Origin of the sequence: Streptomyces sp. T12 (assembly GCF_028736035.1) — a bacterium.
Taxonomy (GTDB): Bacteria; Actinomycetota; Actinomycetes; order Streptomycetales; family Streptomycetaceae; genus Streptomyces.
Genome location: NZ_CP117866.1, coordinates 1,741,261 through 1,767,035, shown reverse-complemented (window position 1 = coordinate 1,767,035; position 25,775 = coordinate 1,741,261). Strand labels below are relative to the sequence as shown.

Below are 25,775 nucleotides of genomic sequence, written 5' to 3'. Positions count from 1 at the left end.
CAACGAACACCCACCCAACCCCCAGGAACGCAATGATCTTGCGGGCATGCGCAAGGTTGCTGCATTACAACGGCAACGCCGCTCCTCATAGGCTGTCGCCTCGTACGTGGCGTGGCAGGGACCCCGCTCGGTGGGTTCCTGCTGTCGCAGGGTGCCGCCGGTCCCCGCCGCCCTGAGAGGCAGCGACGAAGGAGTCAGCGCGTGCTCGATCAAGGCGCACCCCCGCAGAACCGCACCCAGTCAGGCCCGCCGTCCCCGGGTGTCGGCGCGCGCCTGTTGCGTCGCAAGCCCGTGGAACACCTGGTCGAAGAGGGTGGCCAGGGCGAGGGAGGGTCCCTGCGGCGCTCCCTGGGCCTGTGGCAGCTCACCATGATCAGCATCGGTGCCACCCTCGGCACCGGCATCTTCGTCGTCCTCGGCGACGCCGTCCCGGAGGCCGGCCCCGCGGTCACCCTGGCCTTCGTGATCGCCGGTCTCACGGCGCTGTTCTCGGCCCTGTCGTACGCCGAGCTGGCGGGCAGCATCCCGGTCGCCGGCTCCTCGTACTCGTATGCGTACGCAACGATGGGTGAGCTGGTCGCCTGGGTCTGCGGCTGGTGTCTGGTGCTGGAGTACGGCGTGTCGGTGGCCGCCGTCGCCGTCGGCTGGGGCGAGTACCTCAACGAGCTGCTCGACGGGACCATAGGCGTCACCATCCCGGCCGTGCTGTCCTCGGCGCCCGGTGAGGGCGGGATCATCAACCTGCCCGCGCTGATCGTCGTGCTGCTGGCGATGGTCTTCCTGCTCGGCGGCGTGCGCGAGTCCGCCCGCGCCAACACGATCATGGTCGCCGTCAAGATCGCCGCGCTGGTGCTGTTCTGCGCGGTCGGCTTCATGGGCTTCAAGTCCGGTAACTACGCCGACTTCATGCCGCTCGGCATGGCGGGCGTGAGTGCCGCGGGTGCCACGCTCTTCTTCTCCTACATCGGTTTCGACGCCGCCTCCACCGCCGGTGAGGAGGCGAAGGACCCCAAGCGGGACCTGCCGCGGGCGATCATGCTCTCGCTGATCATCGTCACCGCGCTGTACGTGCTCGTCGCGGGCGTCGCCGTCGGCGCCTGGAACTGGACCAAGTTCGAGGGCTCGGAAGCCTCCCTCGCCGCGATCATGAAGGACGTCAGCGGCCAGTCCTTCTGGGGCACCCTGCTCGCCCTCGGCGCGGTCATCTCCATCGCGAGCGTCGTGCTCACCGTGCTCTACGGCCAGACCCGCATCCTCTTCGCGATGTCCCGCGACGGCCTGGTGCCCAAGGCGCTCGGCAAGGTCCACCGCAAGACCGGTGCGCCCCGCCTCAACACGGTCATCGTGTCCCTGTTCTGCGGTGCGCTCGCCGCCCTCATCCCGCTGGGCAAGCTCGTCGACGCCACCAGCATCGGCACGCTGTTCGCCTTCGGGCTGGTCAACATCGCGGTGATCGTCCTGCGTTACCGGCGGCCGGAGCTCGAGCGCACGTTCAGGGTGCCGTTCGGGCCGGTGCTGCCGGTGCTGGGCTTCCTGTTCTGCGCGTACAACATGTTCAGCCTGGACACCGTGACCTGGGTCGTCTTCGGGTGCTGGATGGCCGCGGGTCTCGTGTTCTACTTCCTCTACGGCTATCGCCGTTCCCGTCTTGCCGCACCAGAAGTGAAGTGAACCACCCGCAGTGCTGAACGATCTCGACGAACGCATCGTGCACGCCCTCGCCGAGGACGCCCGCCGCTCCTACGCGGACATCGGGCAGCTCGTCGGCCTGTCCGCGCCCGCCGTGAAACGGCGCGTGGACCGGCTGCGCGCCACCGGAGCGATCACCGGATTCACCGTCCGGGTCGACCCGGCGGCGCTCGGCTGGGAGACCGAGGGGTTCGTCGAGATCTACTGCCGGCGCAACACCTCGCCGGAGACGATTCAGCGGGGGCTGGAGCGCTATCAGGAGGTCGTGGCCGCCTCCACCGTCACCGGTGAGGCGGACGCGGTCGTGCAGGTCTTCGCCTCCGACATGCGGCACTTCGAGCGGGTCCTGGAGCGGATCGCGGGGGAACCGTTCGTGGAGCGGACCAAGTCGGTGCTGGTGTTGTCGCCGTTGCTGCGGAGGTTTTCTTCCGGGTCGCCGACGTAGCGCTCCGCTGGGAGTGCCGCGTGGTGCCGTCGGTTGTCTGCGGCGTCATCGTGGCTGGTCGCGCCCACGCGGCGGAGCCGCACATCTATGCAGCCCCGCGCCCCTTTGGGGCGCGTTCGCGTACGGTCGTCAGCATGCGCCGTACGGCCACCGCGTGCCCGCGCGTTTCGATCACCAGCAGCCGGTAGAGGCGCCCGGCCGGGCCCGGGAACGCGGCGCGGGTCTCGGCACGCAGCCGGGTGCGCCCCGCGCCGGCCTCCTCCAGGCGGAAGATCAGGGCGTACGTCGAGAAGCGGTGGCTGCCGGCGAGCGCCAGCTCCTTCCCCGGCACCGCGGTGACCACATGGAACCCGGGGATCGGCGAGCGGTCGGCGCAGCCGAGCAGGCGCGCCACGGCCGCGGTGCGCCGGCCCGCGAAGTGGTGGTCCACGGTGTCGGCGAGGGCCCGCCAGACGGCGTCCGGCTGCGCCGCGACGACCGACGTGTGCGCGTCGACGAACGGCAGGTCGTGGATCTCGGTGACGTCCATGTCGGCAGTCTCGCGCGCGGCCTCGCGCACCGGCGTCCTCCCACGGGCCGACGTTCCTCGCCGCTCGGCGGAGGCGCGTGGCGCCGGACTCCTCCTGGCGGAGGGGGCCCCGGCGGAATTGTCGCTGCGCCCCCGCCCCCGGCCCGCCTACCATCGATGCCATGACCTGGCGACATTGATCCACCAGCCGTGCCTCCCGAGGGCCGCCTCGGACGCCGTACCCCCGGTGTCCGAACAGTCCCTGCGGGAAGGCCTCATGACACTCTCACCTGCGCGTGTGCCCGCCACCGGTGTCCGGCGGCTCACGGCCACGCTGTACGGCTACTCGTTCCTGGACGACTTCGTCCTGCTCTACCCGGTGTACGCGCTGCTGTTCGCCGACACCGGCCTGTCGCTCTGGCAGATCTCCTCCCTGTTCGCCCTGTGGTCGACCACCGGCGTCCTGCTGGAGGTCCCCTCCGGTGCCTGGGCCGATGCCGTCTCGCGGCGGCTGCTGCTGTGGCTCGGCCCGCTGCTCACGGCCGTCGGCTTCGGGCTGTGGGTGCTGCTCCCGTCGTACTGGGCCTTCGCGCTCGGCTTCGTCCTGTGGGGGGCCGGCGGAGCGCTCGGCTCCGGTGCGCTGGAGGCGCTGTTGTACGACGAACTGGACCGGCTGGGTGCCGCCGACCGGTATGCGCGGGTCATGGGCCGGGCCCGGGCCGCGCGACTGGTGGGGACGATGACCTCCGCCGGACTCGCGGGACCCGTCCTCGCGCTGGGCGGCTATCCGGCCCTCGGCGCGGCGAGCATCCTGGCCTGTCTGCTGACCGCCGCCACGGCGAGCCGCTTCCCGGAGCACCGGGTGCGGCCGGAGACCGGGGGCGACAGCTGGGCGACGACCCTGCGGACCGGACTCGCCGAGGTCCGCGGGGACCGTTCCGTGCGCGGAGCGCTGCTGCTGATCCCCGCTGTCGCCGCCGTATGGGGGGCGCTCGACGAGTACACCCCGCTGCTGGTCCGGGACATCGGCGTCGCCGAGGCGGCCGTCCCCTGGCTGATCCTGCTGATCTGGGCGGGCGTCACCGCCGGAAGCCTCCTGGCCGGACCGGCCGAACGCCTCGGCACGAGAGGGCTCGCGGCGCTGCTCGCGGGCGCCGCGCTCGCCCTGGCCGTGGGAGCCGCGGCCGGCACAACGGCCGGCATCGCCCTAATCGGCCTCGCCTTCGGCGGGTTCCAGCTGGCGGAGGTGCTCGCCGACGTCCGCCTCCAGCACCGTATCGAAGAGTCCCGCCGGGCCACCCTCACCTCCGTCGCGAGCCTGGGCACCGAGCTGGCCACGGTCGCCACGTTCGGCGTGTACGCGCTGCTCGGCACGAGGGCGGCGCACAGCACGGTGTTCGCGGTGCTCGCGGTTCCGTACCTGGTGACGGCGCTGGCCCTGGCTAGAACCCGGGCTGCCACGGCACGACCGTGAAATCGCCGGTGCCCTTCCTGACCTTCTCGAAGGGCGCCGAGCTCACGCACTTGGGCAGGTCCTTCGGGCCCAAGTCCTCGGTCGTCGCCCAGCTGTAGCCGAGCCGGTCGCGGCGGCCGAGGTCGTGCACCGTGATGCCGACGCGCTTGCCCTTCTCGCCCGGCAGGTCCGTGTCGGTGACCACGCCGGAGACGACGGCCACCTTGCCCCCGGTGACGAGGCAGTCGACCTTCGCCTTCGCCCAGGCCCCCTCGCCGTTCAGATAGTGGCTCCACTCGAAGGTGCCGGTCGCCTTCATCGGGTCGGCCTGGTCCGCGCCGGCGAGGTGCGCGTCGAACGAGAACGTGATGTCGTCCCCGGCCGAGCGGTACAGCTTGGCGGTGCCGGTGAGCGCGGCGGCCTCCCGCTGCCCCGGCGCGTCCGACGCGGTGGCGGTGGCGCCGGTCGCGGCGGTGGCCGCTCCAGCGGTGAGCAGCAGTGCGGAGCCGAGCACGACGATCTTCGTACGGCGCTTCATCGCGGTCCTTTCTGCAGGTCAAGTGGACAGTCCCCACTCTCCCGGCGCCGCGCTCGCACCACATCGCGCCGGAGACGGGACCCCGTCTCAGCCGTCCGGTGGGGGAGACCGGTCGGGTGTGCGCTTCGAGGAGGACCGGGGCTACGGCCGAGGTCGCGCAACGAATCGCCGTCGACGCCCTGGTGCACGCAACGAACCGCTCACCGGCGCGCAACGGCTCCTTCTTGTCCGCCCTGCTCAGCCGCCCGTACCGTCTACGTGGCCCCTACACGGCCCCCTGCCCCCCCCTTCCGCCCGGTGAGGAACACGCATGCGCACCGCCCTGCTCCAGAGCTCCGGCCGCCCCGGCTCCACCGTCGAGAACCTCAAGGTCCTCGACGAGGCCGCGGGCCGGGCCGCCGCCGCGGGCGCCGGGCTGCTGGTCGCGCCGGAGATGTTCCTGACCGGGTACGCGATCGGCGACGACATCGCCCGCCTCGCCGAGCCCGCCGACGGCGACTGCGCGGACGCGATCGCCGAGACCGCGACGAGGCACGGCCTGGCGATCGCCTACGGCTACCCCGAGCGGTCCGGCGACGCCGTCTTCAACTCCGCCCAGCTGATCTCCGCCGACGGCACCCGGCTCGCCAATTACCGCAAGACCCACCTCTTCGGCTGCTTCGAGCGCGACCACTTCACGCCGGGGGACCAGCCGGTCGTCCAGGCCGAGCTCGACGGCCTCCGCGTCGGCATCCTGATCTGCTACGACGTCGAGTTCCCGGAGAACGTCCGCGCCCACGCCCTCGCCGGCACCGACCTGCTCGTCGTGCCGACCGCGCAGATGCACCCGTTCCAGTTCGTCGCCGAGTCGATGATCCCGGTGCGGGCCTTCGAGAACCAGATGTACGTCGCGTACGTCAACCGGGTCGGCCAGGAAGGGGAGTTCGAGTTCGTCGGCCTCTCCACCCTCGCCGGTCCCGACGGGGTCGCGCGCACCCGCGCCGGCCGCCGTGAGGAGCTCGTGCTCGCCGACGTCGACCCCGCCTTCCTCGCCGCCTCCCGCGAGGCGAACCCGTACCTGAAGGACCGCCGCCCCGGCCTCTACGGGTCCCTGATCTGAGCCTCTGCCCCCCGCAGTCCCTGTTTGCGCAAGGAGTCCGTACCCCATGACGTCCACGGTGCCCAACGCCGTCCAGCACGCCGACGAGCAGCAGCCGCCGATCACCATGTTCGGCCCGGACTTCCCGTACGCGTACGACGACTTCCTCGCCCACCCCGCGGGGCTCGGCCAGATACCCGCGACCGAGCACGGCACCGAGGTCGCGGTCATCGGCGGCGGGCTCTCCGGCATCGTGGCCGCGTACGAGCTGATGAAGATGGGCCTCAAGCCGGTCGTGTACGAGGCCGACCAGATCGGCGGGCGACTGCGGACCGTGGGCTTCGACGGCCCGGGCACCGAGGGCCTGACCGCCGAGATGGGCGCGATGCGGTTCCCGCCGTCCTCCACGGCGCTCCAGCACTACATCGACCTGGCCGGTCTGGAGACCCGTCCCTTCCCCAACCCCCTTGCGGAGACGACCCCTTCGACGGTCGTCGACCTCAAGGGCGAGTCGCACTACGCCGAGACGATCGAGGACCTCCCCCAGGTCTACCGGGACGTCGCCGCCGCCTGGAACAAGTGCCTCGACGAGGGCGCCGACTTCTCCGACATGAACCAGGCGATGCGCGAGCGGGACGTGCCGCGCATCCGCGAGATCTGGGCGAAGCTCGTCGAGAAGCTCGACAACCAGACCTTCTACGGCTTCCTCTGCGACTCCGAGGCCTTCAAGTCCTTCCGCCACCGCGAGATCTTCGGCCAGGTCGGCTTCGGCACCGGCGGCTGGGACACCGACTTCCCGAACTCCATCCTGGAGATCCTGCGCGTCGTCTACACCGAGGCCGACGACCACCACCGCGGCATCGTCGGCGGCTCTCAGCAGCTGCCGCTGCGCCTGTGGGAGCGCGAGCCGGAGAAGATCGTCCACTGGGCCTACGGGACGTCGCTGGCGAAGCTGCACGAGAACGGCGCGCCCCGCCCGGCCGTGACCCGGCTGCACCGCACCGCGGGCAACCGCATCACCGTGACCGACGCGAACGGCGACATCCGTACCTACCAGGCGGCCGTCTTCACCGCCCAGTCCTGGATGCTGCTGTCGAAGATCGCCTGCGACGACTCGCTCTTCCCGATCGACCACTGGACGGCCATCGAGCGGACCCACTACATGGAGTCCAGCAAGCTCTTCGTGCCCGTCGACCGGCCGTTCTGGCTGGACAAGGATGAGCAGACGGGCCGGGACGTCATGTCGATGACGCTCACCGACCGGATGACCCGCGGGACCTACCTGCTGGACGACGGTCCGGACAAGCCGGCCGTCATCTGCCTGTCTTACACCTGGTGCGACGACAGCCTGAAGTGGCTGCCGCTGTCCGCGAACGAGCGGATGGAGGTCATGCTGAAGTCGCTCGGCGAGATCTACCCGAAGGTCGACATCCGGAAGCACATCATCGGCAACCCGGTGACGGTGTCGTGGGAGAACGAGCCGTACTTCATGGGCGCGTTCAAGGCCAACCTGCCCGGCCACTACCGCTACCAGCGGCGCCTGTTCACGCACTTCATGCAGGACCGGCTGGCCGAGGACAAGCGGGGCATCTTCCTCGCCGGTGACGACATCTCCTGGACGGCCGGCTGGGCCGAGGGCGCGATCCAGACCGCGCTGAACGCGGTCTGGGGCGTCATGCACCACTTCGGCGGGGCGACCGACCCGAGCAACCCGGGGCCCGGCGACGTGTACGACGAGATCGCGCCGGTCGAGCTGCCCGAGGACTGAGCGGCCGAGCCCGCAGGCGAGGATCAGATCCCGGCTGCCCGCGCCTTCTCGTACACCTCCGCGGCGACGTCCTTGAGTTCCTGGGCGTCGCGCACGGTGCTCTGGAGGTCGACGAAGATCTCGTCCAGGCCGACCTCGGCGTACGCGGCCAGGTCCTCGACGATCTGGTCCACGCTGCCGTGGAAGGGCTGGCGGTCGGAGCCCTCGTATCCCTGGGCGGAATAGCGCGCGTTGGTGCGCACGACTGTCTGGATCGGTTCCGTGCGTCCCCGCTCGGCGGCCAGGTCCTGCAGCTCCTGCCACTGCGTGGCCAGCGACTCGGCGCTCATGGCGACGGGCATCCATCCGTCGGCGTGGTCCACGAGCCGGCGCTGCGCCTTGCGGGTGGCGGCGGCGAGCAGGATCGGCAGGGGCCGGGCGGGCTTGGGGCCGACCACGGCGGGGGCGATCTTCGTGATCCGGCCGTCGTACGACACCGGGTCCGGCCCCCACACCGCGCGGCAGACCTCGATCACCTCGTCGAGGACCTGGCCGCGCTCCTCGAAGGGACGGACGGAGGCGGCCGCGTACTCGTCGTGCGACCAGCCGGTGCCGAGGCCCGCGACGACCCGGCCGCCGCTGGCCGCGTCCAGAGTGGCGAGCGACTTGGCCAGCTGGAAGGGCACGTGCAGCGGGGCCACCAGCACGCTGGTGCCGAGCCGGGCCCGCTCGGTGGCCGAGGCTGCAAGCGTCAGCGTGACCAGCGGGTCGGCGACCCCGCGGTAGTCGTCCGGCCAGGGCAGGCCCTCGATGCCGTACAGGCCCTGGGTGGCGGGCTCGGGGAACAGGGCCCGCTCGTACACCCACAGACTCTCGTAGCCGACCGCCTCGGCGGCCCGTGCCACGTCCGGCACGTCCCTGCCGAGGTCGTACTGCCTGTTCTGGGGGAGTGCGAGTCCGAGCCGAGTCGCCATGCCTGTGCTCCTTTGCAAAAGGTCCAGTCATGTCGAACGTACAACGTTCATCTACGAGTTGAGGCCCCTCGGCACAGGAGTGGCCGGATCAGTCCGGCAGTGGCGTGAGCAGCATGCGTCCCGCGAACCCCACCGCCCCGTCCAGCCGCTCGGTGAACTCCTCGGCGACGTCCGGCAGTCGGCGCAGGGCCCACAGGGCACGGGCCGCCGACCAGGTGGCGTCCCGGGCCCGCTCCAGGCTCCAGGAGCCGAGCAGATGGGTGAGCGGGTCGGCGATCTGGAGCAGGTCGGGACCCGGCATCAGATCTTCGCGGATGCGCTCCTCCAGCGAGACGAGGAGATCACCCACGCGATCGAACTCGTCCTCCAGCTCGGCGGGTGCGCAGTCGAGGCTACGACAGGCGTCCACCACGGCGAGCGCCAGGTCGTGCCCGATGTGCGCGTTGATGCCCGCGAGCGCGAACTGCAGCGGTCGTACGCCGGGATGGCGGCGCATCTGGAACAGGGGCCGCCAGCAGGCGGGTGGGCGCCCCTCGTCCTCGGCCGTGCGCACCGCCGCGAGATACCGCTGCGCGAACCGCACGTCCAGCGTGATCACGGCCCGCGCGTCCGGGAACCGGCCGCCGTCGATGTGCCGGTCGACCGCCTGCGTGACGCTGAGGTAGACGCGGTTGAAGACCGCGACTCCGTCGGCTTGGGGCAGGGTCGCATCGAGGGCGCGCATACGGGAGATGACCGCGTCCACGGCTGTGGTGAATTGTTCGCATTGCGCCATGGGGGCAGAGTCCCAGCTTTAGGCTGGCGGAAGTGTCGGCGGGCCCGGCGCTTCCCCAGAACGGGGGAACGCGCTCGCTGTGGGGGAGGGGGAGCGGGACGGTGCCAGGCTTACGTGCCCAGCGACTGGCCGCACGCAGGTCCGAGCGCAGGAGGGCGGCCCGGCGCCATGCCATGGTCGTGGCCGCCTCCGTCGTGGTCGCCGTCGGTACCGCGACCGGCATGATCTCCGCGCTCGACGGCAGTCGGGGCTCCGACGAGGCCGGGCCGCCCGAGACGACGCGCTCACCGAGCCTTCAGTCCCTGCCGCTCGTGCCCTCGCCCTCCCCGTCGGCCACCAAGTCCCCTTCGCCGACGCCTGCTTCACCGACTCCGCGGGTGAAGGCCGGCCCTACGAGCCCCACGCCCTCGCCGACCAGGACCGAGCGGAAGCAGCAGCCGGCCGTGGTGTCCGCCCGCCTCTACCGGCACCCCGACTCCCAGGTCCTCGAGTGGGTCCGCGACAACGCCGGCGACCCGCGCCACGCCGTCATAGAGTCCCGCATCGCCGCCCAGCCGGCCGCGGTGTGGTTCGCCGACTTCGCGCCGGACACCGTCACCGCCCGGGTCCGCGCGGTCACTTCGGGCGGGTCGGCGCTGGGGCGGGTGCCGGTGGTCGTGCCGTATGCGATACCGGACCGCGACTGCGGCGGCTACTCCGAGGGCGGGGCGCCCGACCTCGACGCCTACGACGCCTGGATCGACAGGTTCGCCGCGGGGCTGGGCTCCGGCGACGTCATCGTGATCCTGGAGCCCGACTCCATCGCCCAGTCCGAGTGCCTCTCCGCCGGGGAACGCGCCGACCGCTTCGCCTCGTTGGCCCGCGCGGGCCGCGCCTTCAAGGCCGCGAACCCGAAGGCACGCGTCTACTACGACGCCGGGCACTCCGGCTGGAACGCGCCCGCGAAGCAGGCGGAGCGGCTGAAGCAGGCCGGCGCCGCCTCGGCCGCGTCCTCCGACGGCATCTTCAGCAACGTCTCCAACTTCCACGCCACGACCGACGAGATCGCCTACGACCGGCAGGTCCTCGACGCCCTCGGCGGCCCGGCGAGCCTGGGCGTCGTCATCGACACCAGCCGCAACGGCGCCGGGGCCCCGGCCGACGGGGAGTGGTGCGATCCGGCGGGCCGCAAGCTGGGCCGGGCGCCGACGCTCAGCACCGGCGAGGCGCGGATCGACGCCTACCTGTGGGTGAAGCTGCCGGGGGAATCGGACGGGTGCAAGGGGAGCCCGGGGACCTTCACGGCGTCGTACGCCTACGACTTGGCGCGCTGACAGAGCGCGATCTGCGGCGTGTGCCGGACCGGGCCGGCGCGGAACCGGGCCCGGTACTCGCTCGGAGTCGTGGCGAGGCGGCGGCGGAAGGCCCGGATGAGGGTGTCGACGGTGCCGAACCCGCAGCGGGAGGCGACCCGTTCGAGGGTGTCGTCGGTGGTCTCCAGCAGGTTGCCGGCCAGCTCGACCCGGACCGACTCGATGTAGGCGTGCGGGGTCGTGCCGAGTTCGGTCTTGAAGATCCGGGTGAGCTGCCGGTCGCTGACATGCGCGTACGCGGCCAGGTCCGGGACGGTGAGGCGCCGGCCGATGTGGTTCAGGATGTGGTGCCGGAGGTCTTCGATCCGCCGCGTCGTGGACACCTGCTCCAACGGCACGCTGAACTGGGACTGCCCGCCGGGTCGCTTCAGGTACATCACGAGTTGGCGGGCGACGCGCAGCGCGACGGGCTCGCCGAAGTCCTCCGCGACCAGCGCGAGGGACAGGTCCAGGCAGGCGCTGATCCCCGCGCCGGTCCAGACCTCGCCCTCCTCGCGGATGAAGATCGGATCCGGGTCGACCCGCACCGCCGGATGGTCGGCGGCGAGCCGCTGCGCGGTGGACCAGTGCGTGGTGGCGCGCTTGCCGTCGAGGAGCCCCGCGGCGGCGAGGATGTGCGCGCCGACGCACACCGAGGCCACGCGCCGACTGCGGGTGGCCAACGCCTTCACCCGGGCCACCGTGCCGGGCTCGATGACGGGGTGGACGCGGCGCTCGGCGTCGACCTCGACCGAGCCGGGAACCAGCAGTGTGTCGATCGCCCGTGCGCCGACTTCGTCGAACGTGGTGTCGGGCAGGATGCACACGCCGGCCGCCGTCGTCACCGGATCCGGTGTCTCGGCGGCCAGCACGACCTCGTAGCCCACTCGCTCCGTCGTCTCGCGCGGGACGAGGGAGAACACCTCCGGTGGGCCGGTGACGTCGAGGAGGTCGACGCCTTCGAACAGCACGATCACGATCAACCGGTTCACGGTCCCCACCCTGTAGTCCCCGTTTCGCTCACGGACACGGGCGTCGGTTTCTGCAAATAGCGCGTCATTGCCGACACCCCGGTTCACGCCATAGCGTCGCATGTGTGTTCAACAGTCTGTTGAACGACTCTGTTGAACAACTTACTCAAGTCCCCGGAAAAACCCTGGAGAAGACCTGTGGCAAGCAAGACGCTGCGCGAACTCGGTGGCGCCGACACCACCCCCGCGGCCCTCGCGTCCTCGACGCTCATCCTCGTCGACTACCAGAACACCTACACCCGCGGTGCGATGGAACTCGACGGCTGGAAGCCCGCCCTGGAAGCGGCGTCGGACCTGCTGTCCCGTGCCCGCCGGGCCGGTGCCCAGGTCATCCACATCCAGCACGACGGCGGCGAGGGTTCGCCGTACGACATCCGCGCGGAGATCGGCGCGATCCACCCCGGCGTGGCGCCGATCGACGGCGAGGCCGTGGTCGTCAAGCAGGCCCCGGACGCCTTCCACGGGACCGAACTCGGCAAGCTCGTGGACGAGGCCGGGAACGAGACCGTGATCGTCGCCGGGTTCATGACCCACATGTGCATCGCGTACACGTCGGCGTCGGCGGCCCTGCGCGGCAACAAGCCCACCGTGCCGGCGGACGCGTGCGCCACCCGGTCGATCGTGGACGTGTCCGCCGACGAACTGCACCGCAGCGCGCTGGCGGCCATCGCCGACGCGTACGGCGTGGTCGTCGCCTCCGGCAAAGAGCTGGCCTGACATGACGGAGGAAGAGCGCGAGCGGGAGCGGCGGGAGGAGGGGCGACGGGAGGAGGAGCGGCCGGAGGAGCAGAGCCGCGGGCCCCGTCGTGGGTTCCTGAAGGCCGCCGGTGCGGCTGTCGTCGGCGGCGCCGGGGTGTTCGGCGCCACCCGGCTGGGCGCCACCCCCGCGCAGGCGGCGGACGCGGACACGTCGGGCACGACCACGCTGCGCGGGCTCAACGGCCTGGCCGACAAGCCGGCTTCGCTCGCCTCCGCCACTTTGATCATGGTCGACTACCAGAACACCTACACCCGGGGTGTGATGGAACTGACCGGCTGGCAGGCGGCCCTGGACGCCGCGGCGGAGCTGCTGAGCGCGGCCCGCGAGGCGGGCGGGAAGGTCATCCACATCGTCAACGACGGCGGGGAGGGCACCCCGTACGACATCCGCCGGCCGATCGGCGCGATCCACGACAAGGTCAGGCCCGCGAAGGGCGAGCAGACCGTGGTGAAGAAGGCCCCCAACGCCTTCGTGAACACCGACCTCGGCAGGCTCGTCGACCGGGCGGGGAACGAGAACCTGGTCATCGCCGGGTTCATGACGCACATGTGCGTGACGTTCACCGCCGAGGGCGCGTTCCTGCGCGGGAACAAGCCCACTGTGGTCGCCGACGCCTGCGCCACGCGGCCGCTGCCGTCGGTCGGGGGCGGGCTGTCCGCCGAGCAGATCCACCACAGCGCGCTGGCGACGATCGCCGACCTGTACGGCGTCGTCGTTCCCTCCCACACCGCGCTGACGTAACACCTCGCAGTTCTCCCTCTCCGGCGTCCCGCAGCCCCACGCTGTCGGAGAGGGAACTTCCCTTCCTTTCCCTTCACTTCCCTTCCCCTCCTTGCATTGCTCCCCGCGTCCCGGCCCTTCGTGGCTCCCGGCGGGTCAGTTCCCCCCACGCCACCGCTCCCCACGGCGGGAACACCTGACGACCGATTCGTTACGGAGAGCAAGTCATGGCAACACGACGGAAATTCATCGGTGGCGCGGGCGGCATCGGCGCCGCGACGCTCCTGGGCTATACGGCTGCGCAGCCGAACGCGGCATCCGTTCTCGACGCCGCCCCTGCCGCGGACGCGGTGGACGCGGTGGACGCGGTGGACGCCGCGGCCACCCGGACCGCCGCCCGGGACTCCATCCGTGCGGTGAACGCGGCGATGCGCACCAACTACGCGGCGCTGAAGGCCGACCTGGTCAAGAATCTCGGGCCCGTCATCGTGGTGCAGAACGACGCGAAGGGCGGCACGTTCACCCTCATCCACAAGGGCAAGCAGTACGTCGAGCACCCGGTGGCGGAGGAGTTCGAGCTGGCGAAGTCCATCGCCCACGTCCCGCTGGGCATCTACTCCACGCTCGCGGAGTACCTGTCGAACAAGGTCCCGGGCGTCTCCAACGCCGACCGGATCGACGCCCACGACCTCGACATGGTGGCGATGAAGGGTCCCGTCACCGACGCCTGGACGACGCCGCTGCAGGCGTTCGCGGACAAGCTGACCACCGCGAAGAACAACCTTGCCGCGGCGAACCTGCCGCAGGAACTGCACGACTCCTGCGCGAAGATCCTCGACGAGGCGCTGACCTTCATCGCCGACTCCCTGCGCGCCCGCGCCTTCGACATCGCCTCGTTCCAGGTCTTCGCGGGGCGCGTCTACCCGTCGATCCGGGTCAACATGCAGCACGCCGCCGCGGCGCAGATCTCCGGCGTGCAGGGCCTGTGCAGGAAGTGGCGGGCGCAGATCGGTGAGGCCGCCTGGGCGGACCTGTACACCGTGGTGCTGTCGATCTGGACGACGTCGGTGCTGAACCAGGCCGAGATCATCATCAAGCCGATGATGAACCAGAAGAAGGTGGACACCCACCTGATCGACATCCCCACGGCGCAGCTGCCGTCGGACCCCATCGGGGTGGCCCTGGACAACCTGGCGCGGATCGTTCAGGACAACATCGCCGCGGAGTTGGTGTTCGTCTCCGACCTCAAGGTCGCCGACGCCCTGAAGGGCAAGGAGGACCTGCTGTCCGACGAGATCCTGAGGGAACTGGGCACGCCCGTCTCCGGCGGGGCTGCCGGTGCGGCGGCGTTCCGTACGGCGGGCAGGGCGAAGTGTCCGGTCAACCACAGCGTGAGTGTCTGACCGCAACGCATGTCGCAAGCCCGGCGGCCCTCTCCCGGGACCGAGGAGAGGGCCGCCGTCACGTTCATGGGGGAACGCACGTGCATGGGGGGAAACACACGTGAAAACCAGGCTGTGGCTCATCGCCGGCCTGATTCTGCTGACCATCAATCTCCGCGCGGCGATCACGGGGACGACGCCGCTCATCGGGAACGTGCAGGAGGCACTCACCCTTTCCGACACCCAGGTCAGCGTGCTGGCGACGTTGCCGGTCCTGTGCCTGGGCGTCTTCGCCTGGCTCGCACCCCGCCTGGCCCGCCGGTTCGGAACGCACGCCGCCGTGGGCGCCGCCGTCGGGGTTCTGGCGCTCGGCGCCGCTGTGCGGGCGCTTCCGTGGCCGACGGCGCTCTTCGCCGGCACGGTGCTGTCCGGGGCCGGTATCGCCGTCGGGAACGTACTGATGCCCGCGGTCATCAAGGACCACTTCGCCCGGCGGATCGGCCTGTTCACCGGCCTCGCCATGACCCTCATGGCCGTCTCCGGCGCACTCGCTGCCGCGGTCGCGGTGCCGCTGTGCACCGCAGCCGGGTGGCAGCCGGCGCTCGCGGTGTGGGCGCTGCCCGCTGTGCCGGCCGCGGCGGTGTGGTGGCTGCTGGCCGCCCCCGGAGCGCGCGGCAGGCATCGCGGGTCGCAGCCGCCTCCCGCGCCGAGGACGCAAGGGGGATCCGGCGGATCATTGCTGCGCTGCGCGCTGGCCTGGTGGGTGTCGGCGTTCCTCGGGCTGGTGTCGCTGATGTTCTACGTGCTGGTGGCGTGGCTGCCGCAGATCATGCACGCGAGCGGCTACACACGCGGCCAGGCCGGGCTGATGATGTCGGTGATGCTGGCCATCGGCGTCCCGCTGGGGTTCGTCGTCCCCGTCGCCGCCGCCCGCATGCGCGGCCAAAGGCCCCTCGTGGTGGCCGTGATCGTGGCGAAGCTGATCTCGCTCGCGGGCCTGCTGCTGGCCCCCGCTCTCGGCTGGGTGTGGGTGTGCCTGCTCGGCGCGGCGACCGGCGGCGCCTTCCCCCTGGCCATCACGCTGCTCGGGCTGCGCACGGACGGCCCGCGGGCCGCCGCCGACCTCTCGGGGATGGCGCAGACCATCGGCTACCTGCTGGCCGGCCTCGGCCCGCTGGCCATGGGGGTGCTCCACACCGCCACCGGCGGCTGGCGGGTGCCCCTTGCCGCCCTGATCGCTCTGGTGGTGCCGGAGGCGGTCGCCGGACTCCTCGCCGCCCGCCCCGGCCACATACGCCCCGGCGGTCGCGAGGACAACCCACCGAAGCACACCGCTTCGCGCGCCGACGGTCAGCTCGTGCGGCTGTAGCCGAGCCAGGTGCGCGCGGTACTTCAGAAGCGGTACTTCAGGTGGGTGGCGAGGGGCGTGTCGACCACCCTGACCGGTTCGAGGTTCCGGCGCACCGCGCCCGGTCCCTCGAACAGCCGCAGCCCCGCTCCGAGGAGCGCGGGGACCACGTGGAGCTGCAGCTCGTCGATGAGCCCCTCCGCGAGGTACTGCCGCACGGTGCTCGCCCCGCCCGCGATGTCGACGTTCCGGCCCCCGGCGGCAGCCTTCGCCCGGTCGAGGGCGCTGTGGATGCCGTCGGTGACGAAGGTGAAGGTGGTGCCGCCCTCCTTCACCAGGGTCGGCCGGGGGCGGTGGGTGAGGACGAAGACCGGGGTCCGGAACGGCGGGTTGTCGCCCCAGAACTCCTCACCCGTGTCGTACATCATCCGGCCCATGACCACCGCTCCGGTGGCCTCGAACCACTCGCGCATCAGCTCGGAGTCACGGTTCTCCTCCCCGCCGGTCATGCCCTGGCGCTCCCGCCAGCTCGCCAGGTTGTGGATCCACTCGAAGAGCGGCTCGGCGCCGTGGCCTGCCGGGTTGTCGATGGTGACGTCGGTGCCGGCGACGTAGCCGTCGAGGGAGATGGCCATATCCGCGGTTACGGTCCGATGGGGTGCTCCTGAAGTCCTGGGATGTGCTGCCTTCACCCTCACGTCGATCGGGAACCGGCGCATTCGACATCAGGCCTCCGATCGGGCGCCCGCAGTCGCGGCCCTCAGGAGCGCGGCTCGGGAACCGCAGCGTCCGGGCGGCTGACCTTCGGGCGGTCGCGGTCGCCGGCGCGCAGGACGCCCGCGAACACGGCGAGGCCGGACGCCAGGACGGTGACCACGCAGAACGACACCATCAGACTGGTCGCCTGGGCGAGCCCGCCGATCGCGCCGGGGGCGACGAGACCCGAGGTGTACGTGATGGTCGCGACGCCCGCGATGGCCTGAGAGGGGTTGGGGCCGCTGCGGCCCGCCGCCGCGAAGCACAGCGGGACGACCACCGCGATGCCCAGGCCCAGCAGTGCGAACCCGGCCATCGCCACGGCCGGCTGGGCCGACCCGACGACTAGCAGGCCGCCGAGCGTGGCGAGGACGCCGCCGGACCGGACCGTGCGCACGGCTCCGTAGCGGTCCACCACCTTGTCGCCGGCGATCCGGGCCAGCGCCATCGTGAGTGTGAAGCCGGTCGTGCACGCCGCCGCGAGACCGGCCGAGGTCTCCAGCTGGTCCCGCAGATAGACCGCCGACCAGTCCAGACTCGCGCCCTCCGCGAAGACCGCGCAGAACCCGACCGCGCCGATGAGCAGCGCCGACCGTGGCGGCAGGGCGAACCGGGGCGGCGGTTCCTCGTCCTCGGCGGGCTGAAGGTCGAGCACCCACCGGCAGGCCAGGACGCCGAGGAAGGTGAGGGTGGCCGCGGCGAACGCGTGGTGCAGCCGGGCGTCGGTGCCCAGGTGCGCCGCGAGCGTGCCGGCCGCCGAGCCGATCAGGGCGCCCGCGCTCCACATGCCGTGCAGCCCCGACATGATCGACCGGTCCAGGCGGTTCTCGACCTCGACGCCGAGCGCGTTCATCGCCACGTCCGCCATGCCCGCCGTGGCACCGAAGGTGAACAGGGCCAGGCACAGGGTCAGCAGGTTGGGGGCGAGGGAAGGCAGCGCGAGGGCGAGCGTCCACAGGGCGATCAGGCCGCGCAGGGCGTTCCGGGCGCCGAAGCGGTGGCTGATGCTGCCCGCCAGCGGCATCGCCACGGAGGCGCCGAGTGCGGGGAAGGCGAGCGCGAGCCCCAGCTGGCCGGCGCTGACCCCGGCGTGGTCCTGGATCCACGGCACCCGTGTCGCGAACGAGCCGGTGACAGCGCCGTGCACGGCGAAGACGGCGGCCACGGCGTACCGGGCGCGCTTCACCTCGCGCTGTTCGTCGACCACTGCGCTCATTCTGCGGCCCCTCCCTGGTTTTCGGCCCACTGTCGGTTCCGGGCCCTGCGGTCGCCGCGTAAACTATCAGGGACCCTGCCTGATAGATAGCGGATAAACCAGCCGTGGGAGGATCCCGGCATGCCCGCATCCCCGAGCACCGCCCGGGCCATCAACGACCGGCTCGCCCTGCGCCTGCTCCAGCAGGAGGGCCCGTTGACGGCAGGGCAGTTGAAGCAGCTGACCGGCCTGTCCCGGCCGACCGTCGCCGACCTCGTCGAACGCCTCACCGCCGCCGGCCTGATCGCGGTGGTCGGCGAGGCGGGGGAACAGCGGCGCGGGCCGAACGCCAAGCTGTACGGCATCGTCGCCGACCGCGCCCATCTGGCGGCGCTGGACGTCCGTACCGAGGGCGTCTCGGTGGTCGTGTCCGACCTGGTCGGGGCCGTGCTCGCCGAGGCGTCGGTGCCGATCGACGGCGACACGGGGACCGGGCCCGCCGTGGAACAGGCGGTGGCGCTGGTGGAGCGGGTGGTGAAGGAGGCGGGGGCGGACCGGCTCCATACGGTGGGCATCGGCGCCCCGGGCCTGATCGACCCGGCCAGCGGTGAGCTGCGCGACTCCACGGGCCTGCCCGCATGGCACCGCCGGCTGGTCGCGGCACTCCAGGAAAGGTTCCCCGAGGCCCGCTTCAACGTCGAGAACGAGACCAACCTCGCCGCCCTCGCGGAACAGCGCGACGGGGCCGCCCGGGACCGGGACACCTTCGTCCTGCTGTGGCTGGGCCACGGCACCGGCGCGGCCGTGGTCCTCGACGGCGCCCTGCGCCGCGGGGCCTCCGGCGGAACCGGCGAGATCGGCTTCCTGCCGGTGCCGGGGACGCCGGGGCTGCCGTCGGCGGTGGACTGCGAGGGGGGATTCCACTCGCTGGCGGGGTCGACGGCGGTGGCGGAGCTTGCGGGCTCGTACGGCTTGAGCCTCGGGGGCTTCGCTGCACACGAGCCACTGGCGGCGGGGGTTGTCAGAGAAGCCGTGGCATTGGTCGCCGGTACCGACACGCCCGCTGCGTCCGCCGACCGTTTCCTCGATGCCCTCGCCGACCGTCTCGCCATCGGTGTCGCCTCCGTCGTCGCGATCCTCGACCCCGGTTGCGTGGTCCTCGGCGGAGAGGTCGGGCAGGCCGGCGGGGACGTGCTGGCCCGGCGGGTGGAGGAGCGGACGCGGCGGATGTCGCCGTTGGTGACGGTGGTGCGGCCCAGCGGTCTGGGCGGCGGGGCCGTGCTACGCGGAGCGCTGCTCACCGCGCGGGACGCCGCACAGGACGAGCTGTTCGCACCGCCGGACCGGTGACCCGCCCAACCGCCCTTGAGCGGCGGTCCGGGAGCCGACAGGAACTGACCGGCGGGTTCCACGGGCGGCCGCGCCCCGCCGCTTGCCGCCTCCCCGGACCGCGGGAAGGACCCCCACTCAGCCCCCCCACTCGCCCCGTCAGCCCCGCCGCCCCAAATACTCCTCGAACGTCCCCTTGCCCACCGCCCGCGCCGGCGTCAGATGGCCGCCCGAGCGGAACCCCCGGTACGCCTTGCCCCACAGCGGCACGTTCACCACGGCCCGCTTGCGTCCCGTCGCCTTGAGGTACGCGCGGGCCAGTGAGTCGATGGTCCGCACCGCGGGGCCGCCCATGTCCTCGACCCGCCCCGCCGGGGCCGCGAGGGCCAGTTCGGCGAGGCGGTCCGCGACCTCCGCCACCTCCACGGGCTGGTCCTGCACGCCGGCCGGGAGCAGCATGACGGGCGGCTTGGAGAGGATCGCGAACATCCGTACCAGCAGGTCGTGGAACTGCGTCGCCCGCAGCACGGTCCAGCCGAGCCCCGATTCCTCGATCAGCCTCTCCACGGCGAGCTTGGTCCGGTAGTAGCCGAGCGGCACCCGGTCGATGCCGACGATCGAGATGTACACCAGGTGCCCTACGCCCGCCTTGCCCGCCGCCGCGATCAGATGCGCCGCCGCCTCCTGGTCACCCCCGCCCGGCGAGGTCGCGCAGTGCACGATCGTGTCCACGCCCTCCACCGCCGCGTCCAGGCCGGGGCCGCCCTTGCGCAGATCGACGGCGTACGGCTGGGCGTGCCGGCTCAGCACCCGCACCTCGTGCCCGTCCGCGCGCAGCCGCTCGGTGACGAGCCGGCCGAGCGTTCCGGTACCGCCGGTCACCAGGATCGTGGTCATGCTGTTCAGCCCCTTCGGACGCCGGGCGCTCCCGGACGGAGCGCCCCTCGTCAGCTGGGACCGAGTACCCGCGAGAAATGTGACAGCCCGGCGCCCGTACGGCCCTGCGGCGCCCCGCTAGGCCGGTGCCAGCTGCCGGCGTACGAACTCCAGCTTGTCCGGGTTCACCATGGCCCAGGCATGCGCGACCACGCCGTCCCGCAGCTCGAACGCCACCACCGAGAGCAGCGTGTCGCCCGCCCACGAGGCCAGCGCGGTCGAACCGTTGATCTCGATCACCGTGAAGTCCAGGCCGGCCAGGAACGTTCGCGTCGCGCCCACCAGGAAGCGGAACACCTTCTCCCGGCCCTCGATCGGCCGCCGCGCCGCCGAGACCTTGCCGCCGCCGTCGCTCGACCAGACGACGTCGGCCGCCAGCAGCTTCTCGAGCCCGCTGAGGTCGCCGTCGCGGGCCGCCGCGACGAAGGACGTGACGAGCTCCTCGTGCCGCTCGGAAGACGACTCGAACCGCGAGCGTGCCTCACTCACCCGCTGGACCGCCCGCCGGTACAGCTGGCGGCAGTTGGCCTCGGTCAGGTCCAGCACTCCGGCGATCTCCCGGTGGCCGTACGCGAACGCCTCCCGCAGCACATACACGGCCCGCTCGGTCGGCGTGAGCCGCTCCAGCAGCACCAGCATCGCCATGGACACCGCATCGCGCTGCTCGGCGGACTCCAGCGGTCCGAGCGTGCCGTCCGAGGTGACCACGGGCTCCGGCAGCCAGGGTCCGACGTACTGCTCGCGCCGGGCCCTGGCCGAAGTCAGCCGGGTGAGGCAGAGGTTGGTGACGACCTTGGCGAGCCAGGCCGCCGGGTGTTCGATCCGCGCACGGTCGGCGGCACTGAAACGCAGATACGCGTCCTGGACGGTGTCCTCGGCCTCCTCGGCGGAGCCCAGCATCCGATAGGCCAGGCCGAACAGCCGGGGCCGGTGGGTCTCGAACTCGTCGGCGGTCGCGGTCGTCATGCCGTTCACCCTGCCAGAACCGCCGGAAGCGGGACTTGGGAGACCCGGCGGCGGGCAAGGGCCGTCGTCACCGCCGCCGGGCCGTCTGTCGTTCCTGTCCGCGGAAGTTGCGCCGACACTAGAGAGGACTAGACCAGTGAGTCAATAGGTATGGACCAATTCCGAATCGAAGTAGTGTCGAAGAAATCCAGCCACGCACCCTGTGAGGCACCCCACAGCATTCGCCCGCATGGACGCGGATCGGGCGTGGCACACTGGCCCTGTACCAGAAGCAGCGCACTCCGGGGTCGGTGAAAGTCCGAACCGGCGGTTACAGTCCGCGACCCGGTCGCCTCCAGCGGCCGGTTGACCAGGTGAAATTCCTGGACCGACGGTTAAAGTCCGGATGGGAGGCAGTGCGCGGCGGGCGGGCATTCGTGCGCGTCGCCGTACCGGTTCGTCGTTGAGGCGAGCCCTGTCCGGCGTCGCCCCCGGTGTCCCTGCTCGTACATTCTGTCGTCATCGACAGCCCCGGAGTCCGTGCCCCAATGAGGCAGGAGGACCCGGGAAGTGTTCACCGGAATCGTCGAAGAGCTGGGCCAGGTCACGGCCGTCGAGACCCTCGACGACGCCTGTCGCTTCCGACTGCGCGGCCCCGTCGTCACCGACGGCGCGAAGCACGGCGACTCCATCGCCGTCAACGGCGTCTGCCTCACAGTCGTCGACCACGAGGGCGACGAGTTCACCGCGGACGTCATGGCCGAGACCCTGAACCGGTCCAGCCTGGGCGTTCTCACCGTCGGCTCCCGCGTCAACCTCGAGCGGCCCACCGCCGTCGGCGCGCGCCTCGGCGGGCACATCGTGCAGGGGCACGTCGACGGCACCGGACAGGTGCTGGAGCGCAAGCCCTCCGAGAACTGGGAGATCGTCAAGATCTCGCTCCCCGCGGACCTCTCCCGGTACGTCGTCGAGAAGGGCTCCATCACCGTCGACGGCATCAGCCTCACCGTCGTCGACGCCGGACCCGACTACTTCACCGTCAGCCTCATCCCGACCACCCTCGACCTGACCACGCTCGGCCTGAAGCAGCCCGGCGACCCGGTCAACCTCGAGGTCGACGTCATCGCCAAGTACGTCGAGCGGATGCTGGGCGACCGGTTCTCCTCCGAAGGGGCGACGGCCAAGTGAACTCGCTGAACTCCGAGGCGTTCGTCCTGTTCGGCCAGCACATCCTCTGGTCGGACATGATCGGCAACCTCTTCGGCCTGGCCGCCCTCGCCCTCGGCTGGCGCCGGTCCATATGGACCTGGCCCGTGCAGTTCCTGGCCGGCCTGATCCTCTTCGGCGCCTTCTTCGGCCACCTCACCGGCAGCGCGGGCAAGCAGGCGGTCGTCATGGTCGTCGCCCTGTACGGCTGGTGGCAGTGGCAGCGCGGCAAGGGCCGGACGGCGGACGGCCACATCGCCGTACGCTTCGCCACCTGGCGCGAGCGCGGTGCGATGGTCGCGGCGGCGGCCGCCGGCACCGTCGCGGTGGCGCTGCTCTTCAAGGCGTACCCGACCCTGTCCTGGGACCCCTGGCCCGACGCCTACATATTCGTCGGCACCATCGTCGCCATGTACGCCCAGGCACGCGGCATGGTCGAGTTCTGGTTCGCCTGGCTGCTCGTCGACCTGGTCGGCGTGCCCCTGAACTTCGCCAACGGCTACGCCTTCTCCGGCTTCGTCTACGTCATCTACGGCGCACTCGTCCTGTGGGGCATGCGCGACTGGTGGCTGCGCTCCCGCGAGGACGCGCGGCCCGTCCTGGAAGGAGCGCCGGCATGACCACGGCACCGATCCTGTACAGCACCGACGGTTTCGAGGACCTCACCCTCGACCCGATCGAGCGGGCCATCGCCGACATCGCCGCGGGCCGCCCGGTCGTGGTCGTCGACGACGAGGACCGGGAGAACGAAGGCGACCTCGTGGTCGCCGCCGAGCACGCGACCCCCGAGATCGTCGCCTTCATGATGAGCGAGTGCCGCGGCCTGATCTGCGCGCCCATGGAGCCCGAGGAACTGGACCGGCTGGGACTCCAGCAGATGGTCGACGACAACACCGAGTCGATGAAGACCGCGTTCACGGTGTCCGTGGACGCCTCCGCCGCGCACGGTGTGACCACGGGCATCTCGGCCTCCGACCGGGCGACCACGCTTCAGCTCCTGGCGAGCGGCAGCGCGGAGCCGTCGGACCTCGTCCGCCCCGGCCACATCTTCCCGCTGCGCGCCAGGTCCGGCGGCGTCCTCGTGCGCAACGGCCACACCGAGGCGGCTGTCGACCTCGCCCGGCTCGCGGGGCTGCGCCCGGCCGGTGCCATCGTCGAGATCGCCGGCGAGGACGGCGAGATGCTGCGGCTGCCCGAGCTGATCCCGTTCGCCCGCAAGCACGGCCTGACGATCATCTCCATCGAGGACCTGATCGCCTACCGCCGCTCCGCCGAGCCCACCGTCCGCCGTGAGGCCGAGACCCGGCTCCCCACCGCCCACGGCACCTTCACGGCGTACGGCTACCGCTCCACCGTCGACGGCGTCGAGCACGTGGCCCTCGTGCACGGCGAGATCGGCGACGGCGAGGATGTCCTGGTCCGCGTCCACTCCGAGTGCCTCACCGGCGATGTGTTCAGCTCCCTGCGCTGCGACTGCGGCCCCCAGCTGGACGCCTCCCTGCAGCGCATCCAGGCCGAGGGCAGGGGAGTGGTGGTCTACCTGCGCGGACACGAGGGACGCGGCATCGGCCTGCTGTCCAAGCTGCGGGCGTACGAACTCCAGGAGCGCGGCCGCGACACCCTCGACGCCAACCTCGAACTCGGCCTGCCCGCCGACGCCCGCGACTACGGCGCAGGCGCGCAGATCCTGGCGGACCTGTCCATCACCAGCGTCCGCCTGATGACCAACAACCCCGACAAGAGCGACGCCCTCGTCCGGCACGGCATCAAGGTCACCGACCGCGAGCCGATGCCTGTACAGGCGGGCGAGCACAACCTCCGCTACCTGCGCACCAAGCGGGACCGGATGGGACACGACCTGCCCTGGCTGGACACGGCCCCCGTGTCCACCTGCAGCAACCAGTAGCACACCGAGGAGACACAAGAACGTGAGCGGCAAGGGCGCACCGGAGCTGTCCGTACGCAATGTGGGCGACCTTCGGGTCGCGGTCATCGCGGCGCAGTGGCACGAGAAGGTGATGGACGGTCTGGTCAACGGCGCGCTGCGCGCCCTGCACGACCTGGGGATCGACGAGCCGACCCTCCTGCGGGTCCCCGGCAGCTGGGAACTCCCGGTCGTCGCCAAGGTCCTCGCGGGCCGTGGCTACGACGCGATCGTGGCTCTCGGCGTCGTGATCCGCGGCGGCACCCCCCACTTCGAGTTCGTCTGCCAGGGCGTGACCCAGGGCCTGACCCAGGTCTCGGTCGAGACCGGCGTCCCCGTCGGCTTCGGCGTGCTGACCTGCGACACCGAGGAACAGGCCCTGGACCGGGCGGGCATCGAGGGCTCCAACGAGGACAAGGGGCACGAGGCGGTGACGGCGGCCGTGGCCACGGCCGCCACGCTCCGCTCAGTATCTGAACCATGGCGCTGACGCATCCCGGGTGTGGCATAGGCTGAGCGTCACCATGTCCAAGAAGACGTTCGAGGAGCTCTTCACCGAGCTCCAGCACAAGGCCGCAAACGGCGACCCCGCCACTTCCCGCACCGCCGAACTGGTCGGCAAGGGCGTCCATGCCATCGGCAAGAAGGTCGTCGAGGAGGCCGCCGAGGTCTGGATGGCCGCCGAGTACGAGGGCAAGGAGGCGGCAGCCGAGGAGATCTCGCAGCTGCTGTACCACGTCCAGGTGATGATGGTCGCCCGCGGGATCTCCCTGGACGACGTCTACGCCCACCTCTGAGCCGACCCCCGCACACACCGCCGTACGACAACAGAGCAAAGGAAGCCGACCTCATGCTGCGCATCGCCGTCCCCAACAAGGGTTCCCTGTCCGGCCCTGCGGCGGAGATGCTGCATGAGGCCGGTTACCAGCAGCGCCGGGAGTCCAAGGAACTGCGGATCGTCGACCCGGTGAACGAGGTGGAGTTCTTCTACCTCCGCCCCCGGGACATCGCGATCTACGTCTCCTCGGGCCGCCTCGACATCGGCATCACCGGACGCGACCTGCTGATCGACTCCGGCGCCAACGCCGAGGAGATCCTGCCGCTCGGCTTCGCCCGCTCCACCTTCCGCTTCGCCTCCAAGCCGGGCGCGGCGAGGGGCGTCGAGGACCTGACGGGCAAGACGGTCGCCACCTCCTACGAGGGCATCGTCGCCAAGCACCTCGCCGACAGCGGCATCGACGCCGCCGTCGTCCACCTCGACGGTGCCGTCGAGACCGCCATCGAGCTGGGCGTGGCCGAGGTCATCGCGGACGTCGTGGAGACCGGCACCAGCCTGCGCAACGCGGGCCTGGAGGTCTTCGGCGAGCCGATCATGAAGTCCGAGGCCGTCGTCATCCGCCGCACCGGCGCGGACGGCGAGGAGCCCAAGGTGCAGCAGTTCCTGCGCCGCCTCCAGGGCGTCCTGGTCGCCCGGACGTACGTGATGATGGACTACGACTGCCGCGTCGAGCAGCTGGAGAAGGCCGTCGCCCTCACCCCGGGCCTGGAGTCCCCGACCGTCTCCCCGCTGCACAACGAGGGCTGGGTCGCGGTCCGGGCCATGGTTCCGGCCAAGGAGGCCCAGCGCATCATGGACGACCTGTACGACATCGGCGCCCGGGCCATCCTGACCACGGCCATCCACGCCTGCCGCCTCTGACCCGAG

26 protein-coding genes and 1 riboswitch are annotated in these 25,775 nt (G+C 71.3%); of the genes, 17 read left to right on the top strand and 9 right to left on the bottom strand.

Annotated features, from left to right (window positions below; all coding sequences use genetic code 11):
- Window positions 1–201 precede the first annotated feature (201 nt).
- Both PBV52_RS07745 and PBV52_RS07740 read left to right on the top strand, forming a co-directional pair.
- Window positions 202–1,671, top strand: a complete 1,470-nt coding sequence (locus PBV52_RS07745) for an amino acid permease (protein WP_274237549.1) — start codon at window positions 202–204, stop codon at window positions 1,669–1,671.
- Between the two features lie 10 nt (window positions 1,672–1,681).
- On the top strand, window positions 1,682–2,134 hold the full coding sequence (locus PBV52_RS07740) for an Lrp/AsnC family transcriptional regulator (protein WP_015661832.1): 453 nt from the start codon (window positions 1,682–1,684) through the stop codon (window positions 2,132–2,134).
- 85 nt (window positions 2,135–2,219) lie between these two features.
- Here PBV52_RS07740 and PBV52_RS07735 read toward each other — a convergent pair whose 3' ends face one another.
- Window positions 2,220–2,663 carry a hypothetical protein gene (locus tag PBV52_RS07735; protein WP_274249323.1) on the bottom strand — a complete coding sequence of 148 codons (444 nt, stop codon included), beginning with the start codon at window positions 2,661–2,663 and terminating at the stop codon, window positions 2,220–2,222.
- A 256-nt stretch (window positions 2,664–2,919) separates the two neighbouring features.
- Here PBV52_RS07735 and PBV52_RS07730 point away from each other — a divergent pair, with 256 nt between their 5' ends.
- A complete protein-coding gene (locus PBV52_RS07730; protein ID WP_274237548.1) occupies window positions 2,920–4,116 on the top strand; it encodes an MFS transporter in 1,197 nt (398 codons plus the stop codon).
- Here PBV52_RS07730 and PBV52_RS07725 read toward each other — a convergent pair.
- Window positions 4,085–4,633 carry a Repetin gene (locus PBV52_RS07725; protein WP_274237547.1) on the bottom strand — a complete coding sequence of 183 codons (549 nt, stop codon included), beginning with the start codon at window positions 4,631–4,633 and terminating at the stop codon, window positions 4,085–4,087. The genes PBV52_RS07730 and PBV52_RS07725 overlap by 32 nt on opposite strands.
- A 310-nt stretch (window positions 4,634–4,943) precedes the next feature.
- On the opposite strand from PBV52_RS07725, the gene PBV52_RS07720 reads away from it, so the two are divergent.
- Both PBV52_RS07720 and PBV52_RS07715 read left to right on the top strand, forming a co-directional pair.
- Window positions 4,944–5,732 carry a carbon-nitrogen hydrolase family protein gene (locus PBV52_RS07720; protein WP_274237545.1) on the top strand — a complete coding sequence of 263 codons (789 nt, stop codon included), beginning with the start codon at window positions 4,944–4,946 and terminating at the stop codon, window positions 5,730–5,732.
- A gap of 46 nt (window positions 5,733–5,778) precedes the next feature.
- Window positions 5,779–7,479 carry an NAD(P)/FAD-dependent oxidoreductase gene (locus PBV52_RS07715; RefSeq protein WP_274237544.1) on the top strand — a complete coding sequence of 567 codons (1,701 nt, stop codon included), beginning with the start codon at window positions 5,779–5,781 and terminating at the stop codon, window positions 7,477–7,479.
- 23 nt (window positions 7,480–7,502) lie between these two features.
- Here the strand turns inward: PBV52_RS07715 and PBV52_RS07710 are convergent, their stop codons facing one another.
- Window positions 7,503–8,432, bottom strand: a complete 930-nt coding sequence (locus PBV52_RS07710) for an LLM class F420-dependent oxidoreductase (RefSeq protein WP_274237542.1) — start codon at window positions 8,430–8,432, stop codon at window positions 7,503–7,505.
- Between the two features lie 88 nt (window positions 8,433–8,520).
- Window positions 8,521–9,207: a DUF5995 family protein gene (locus PBV52_RS07705; protein ID WP_274237541.1), complete on the bottom strand. Its 687-nt coding sequence runs from the start codon at window positions 9,205–9,207 to the stop codon at window positions 8,521–8,523.
- Between the two features lie 173 nt (window positions 9,208–9,380).
- Here PBV52_RS07705 and PBV52_RS07700 point away from each other — a divergent pair, with 173 nt between their 5' ends.
- The gene (locus PBV52_RS07700; protein WP_274249321.1) at window positions 9,381–10,520 is read left to right on the top strand and encodes a glycoside hydrolase family 6 protein; all 1,140 of its coding nucleotides are present in this window, start codon (window positions 9,381–9,383) and stop codon (window positions 10,518–10,520) included.
- On the opposite strand, the gene PBV52_RS07695 is transcribed toward PBV52_RS07700, so the two are convergent.
- A complete protein-coding gene (locus PBV52_RS07695; RefSeq protein ID WP_274237540.1) occupies window positions 10,502–11,539 on the bottom strand; it encodes a GlxA family transcriptional regulator in 1,038 nt (345 codons plus the stop codon). The two genes, PBV52_RS07700 and PBV52_RS07695, sit on opposite strands and share 19 nt — an antisense overlap.
- A gap of 168 nt (window positions 11,540–11,707) precedes the next feature.
- Here PBV52_RS07695 and PBV52_RS07690 point away from each other — a divergent pair, with 168 nt between their 5' ends.
- From PBV52_RS07690 to PBV52_RS07675, 4 genes are all read left to right on the top strand, one after another.
- Entirely contained in the window at window positions 11,708–12,286 is a 579-nt protein-coding gene (locus PBV52_RS07690; RefSeq protein ID WP_274237539.1) for a cysteine hydrolase family protein, read from the top strand.
- A gap of 154 nt (window positions 12,287–12,440) precedes the next feature.
- The gene (locus tag PBV52_RS07685) at window positions 12,441–13,070 is read left to right on the top strand and encodes an isochorismatase family protein (protein ID WP_274249319.1); all 630 of its coding nucleotides are present in this window, start codon (window positions 12,441–12,443) and stop codon (window positions 13,068–13,070) included.
- A gap of 206 nt (window positions 13,071–13,276) precedes the next feature.
- Entirely contained in the window at window positions 13,277–14,452 is a 1,176-nt protein-coding gene (locus PBV52_RS07680) for a hypothetical protein (RefSeq protein WP_274237538.1), read from the top strand.
- Between the two features lie 100 nt (window positions 14,453–14,552).
- A complete protein-coding gene (locus PBV52_RS07675) occupies window positions 14,553–15,800 on the top strand; it encodes an MFS transporter (RefSeq protein ID WP_274237537.1) in 1,248 nt (415 codons plus the stop codon).
- Window positions 15,801–15,823: 23 nt separating this feature from the next.
- Here the strand turns inward: PBV52_RS07675 and PBV52_RS07670 are convergent, their stop codons facing one another.
- Together PBV52_RS07670 and PBV52_RS07665 are read right to left on the bottom strand one after the other, a co-directional pair.
- On the bottom strand, window positions 15,824–16,414 hold the full coding sequence (locus PBV52_RS07670; RefSeq protein WP_274237536.1) for a dihydrofolate reductase family protein: 591 nt from the start codon (window positions 16,412–16,414) through the stop codon (window positions 15,824–15,826).
- A gap of 125 nt (window positions 16,415–16,539) precedes the next feature.
- The gene (locus tag PBV52_RS07665) at window positions 16,540–17,751 is read right to left on the bottom strand and encodes an MFS transporter (RefSeq protein WP_274237535.1); all 1,212 of its coding nucleotides are present in this window, start codon (window positions 17,749–17,751) and stop codon (window positions 16,540–16,542) included.
- A gap of 120 nt (window positions 17,752–17,871) precedes the next feature.
- Between PBV52_RS07665 and PBV52_RS07660 the strand changes: the two genes are divergently transcribed.
- A complete protein-coding gene (locus PBV52_RS07660) occupies window positions 17,872–19,080 on the top strand; it encodes an ROK family transcriptional regulator (protein ID WP_274237534.1) in 1,209 nt (402 codons plus the stop codon).
- A 138-nt stretch (window positions 19,081–19,218) separates the two neighbouring features.
- On the opposite strand, the gene PBV52_RS07655 is transcribed toward PBV52_RS07660, so the two are convergent.
- Both PBV52_RS07655 and PBV52_RS07650 read right to left on the bottom strand, forming a co-directional pair.
- On the bottom strand, window positions 19,219–19,956 hold the full coding sequence (locus PBV52_RS07655; RefSeq protein ID WP_274237533.1) for an SDR family oxidoreductase: 738 nt from the start codon (window positions 19,954–19,956) through the stop codon (window positions 19,219–19,221).
- A gap of 117 nt (window positions 19,957–20,073) precedes the next feature.
- Window positions 20,074–20,961, bottom strand: coding sequence for an RNA polymerase sigma-70 factor (locus PBV52_RS07650; protein ID WP_274237532.1), 888 nt, complete (start codon window positions 20,959–20,961; stop codon window positions 20,074–20,076).
- A 272-nt stretch (window positions 20,962–21,233) separates the two neighbouring features.
- Window positions 21,234–21,364: riboswitch (FMN riboswitch) on the top strand.
- Between the two features lie 146 nt (window positions 21,365–21,510).
- Between PBV52_RS07650 and PBV52_RS07645 the strand changes: the two genes are divergently transcribed.
- The 6 genes from PBV52_RS07645 to hisG are packed head-to-tail and all read left to right on the top strand — an operon-like array spanning window position 21,511 to window position 25,769.
- Complete coding sequence (locus PBV52_RS07645) at window positions 21,511–22,128, top strand: riboflavin synthase (RefSeq protein WP_274237531.1); 618 nt, start codon at window positions 21,511–21,513, stop codon at window positions 22,126–22,128.
- Entirely contained in the window at window positions 22,125–22,766 is a 642-nt protein-coding gene (locus PBV52_RS07640; protein WP_274237530.1) for a nicotinamide mononucleotide transporter family protein, read from the top strand. The genes PBV52_RS07645 and PBV52_RS07640 overlap by 4 nt, the downstream gene beginning before the upstream one ends.
- A complete protein-coding gene (locus PBV52_RS07635) occupies window positions 22,763–24,052 on the top strand; it encodes a bifunctional 3,4-dihydroxy-2-butanone-4-phosphate synthase/GTP cyclohydrolase II (protein ID WP_274237529.1) in 1,290 nt (429 codons plus the stop codon). The genes PBV52_RS07640 and PBV52_RS07635 overlap by 4 nt, the downstream gene beginning before the upstream one ends.
- 22 nt (window positions 24,053–24,074) lie before the next feature.
- Complete coding sequence (gene ribH, locus PBV52_RS07630; protein ID WP_274237528.1) at window positions 24,075–24,560, top strand: 6,7-dimethyl-8-ribityllumazine synthase; 486 nt, start codon at window positions 24,075–24,077, stop codon at window positions 24,558–24,560.
- A gap of 34 nt (window positions 24,561–24,594) precedes the next feature.
- Entirely contained in the window at window positions 24,595–24,867 is a 273-nt protein-coding gene (locus PBV52_RS07625) for a phosphoribosyl-ATP diphosphatase (protein WP_031486114.1), read from the top strand.
- 53 nt (window positions 24,868–24,920) lie between these two features.
- On the top strand, window positions 24,921–25,769 hold the full coding sequence (hisG, locus tag PBV52_RS07620) for an ATP phosphoribosyltransferase (protein ID WP_274237527.1): 849 nt from the start codon (window positions 24,921–24,923) through the stop codon (window positions 25,767–25,769).
- Window positions 25,770–25,775 lie beyond the last annotated feature (6 nt).

Bases quoted from the DNA above. Each gene is read 5' to 3' on its own strand.
- PBV52_RS07735 (WP_274249323.1), bottom strand. From the start codon at position 2,663: ATGGACGTCACCGAGATCCACGACCTGCCGTTCGTCGACGCGCACACG.
- PBV52_RS07730 (WP_274237548.1), top strand. From the start codon at position 2,920: ATGACACTCTCACCTGCGCGTGTGCCCGCCACCGGTGTCCGGCGGCTC.
- PBV52_RS07725 (WP_274237547.1), bottom strand. From the start codon at position 4,633: ATGAAGCGCCGTACGAAGATCGTCGTGCTCGGCTCCGCACTGCTGCTC.
- PBV52_RS07720 (WP_274237545.1), top strand. From the start codon at position 4,944: ATGCGCACCGCCCTGCTCCAGAGCTCCGGCCGCCCCGGCTCCACCGTC.
- PBV52_RS07715 (WP_274237544.1), top strand. From the start codon at position 5,779: ATGACGTCCACGGTGCCCAACGCCGTCCAGCACGCCGACGAGCAGCAG.
- PBV52_RS07710 (WP_274237542.1), bottom strand. From the start codon at position 8,432: ATGGCGACTCGGCTCGGACTCGCACTCCCCCAGAACAGGCAGTACGAC.
- PBV52_RS07705 (WP_274237541.1), bottom strand. From the start codon at position 9,207: ATGGCGCAATGCGAACAATTCACCACAGCCGTGGACGCGGTCATCTCC.
- PBV52_RS07700 (WP_274249321.1), top strand. From the start codon at position 9,381: ATGGTCGTGGCCGCCTCCGTCGTGGTCGCCGTCGGTACCGCGACCGGC.
- PBV52_RS07680 (WP_274237538.1), top strand. From the start codon at position 13,277: ATGGCAACACGACGGAAATTCATCGGTGGCGCGGGCGGCATCGGCGCC.
- PBV52_RS07670 (WP_274237536.1), bottom strand. From the start codon at position 16,414: ATGGCCATCTCCCTCGACGGCTACGTCGCCGGCACCGACGTCACCATC.
- PBV52_RS07665 (WP_274237535.1), bottom strand. From the start codon at position 17,751: ATGAGCGCAGTGGTCGACGAACAGCGCGAGGTGAAGCGCGCCCGGTAC.
- PBV52_RS07660 (WP_274237534.1), top strand. From the start codon at position 17,872: ATGCCCGCATCCCCGAGCACCGCCCGGGCCATCAACGACCGGCTCGCC.
- PBV52_RS07655 (WP_274237533.1), bottom strand. From the start codon at position 19,956: ATGACCACGATCCTGGTGACCGGCGGTACCGGAACGCTCGGCCGGCTC.
- PBV52_RS07650 (WP_274237532.1), bottom strand. From the start codon at position 20,961: ATGACGACCGCGACCGCCGACGAGTTCGAGACCCACCGGCCCCGGCTG.
- PBV52_RS07635 (WP_274237529.1), top strand. From the start codon at position 22,763: ATGACCACGGCACCGATCCTGTACAGCACCGACGGTTTCGAGGACCTC.
- PBV52_RS07625 (WP_031486114.1), top strand. From the start codon at position 24,595: ATGTCCAAGAAGACGTTCGAGGAGCTCTTCACCGAGCTCCAGCACAAG.
- hisG (WP_274237527.1), top strand. From the start codon at position 24,921: ATGCTGCGCATCGCCGTCCCCAACAAGGGTTCCCTGTCCGGCCCTGCG.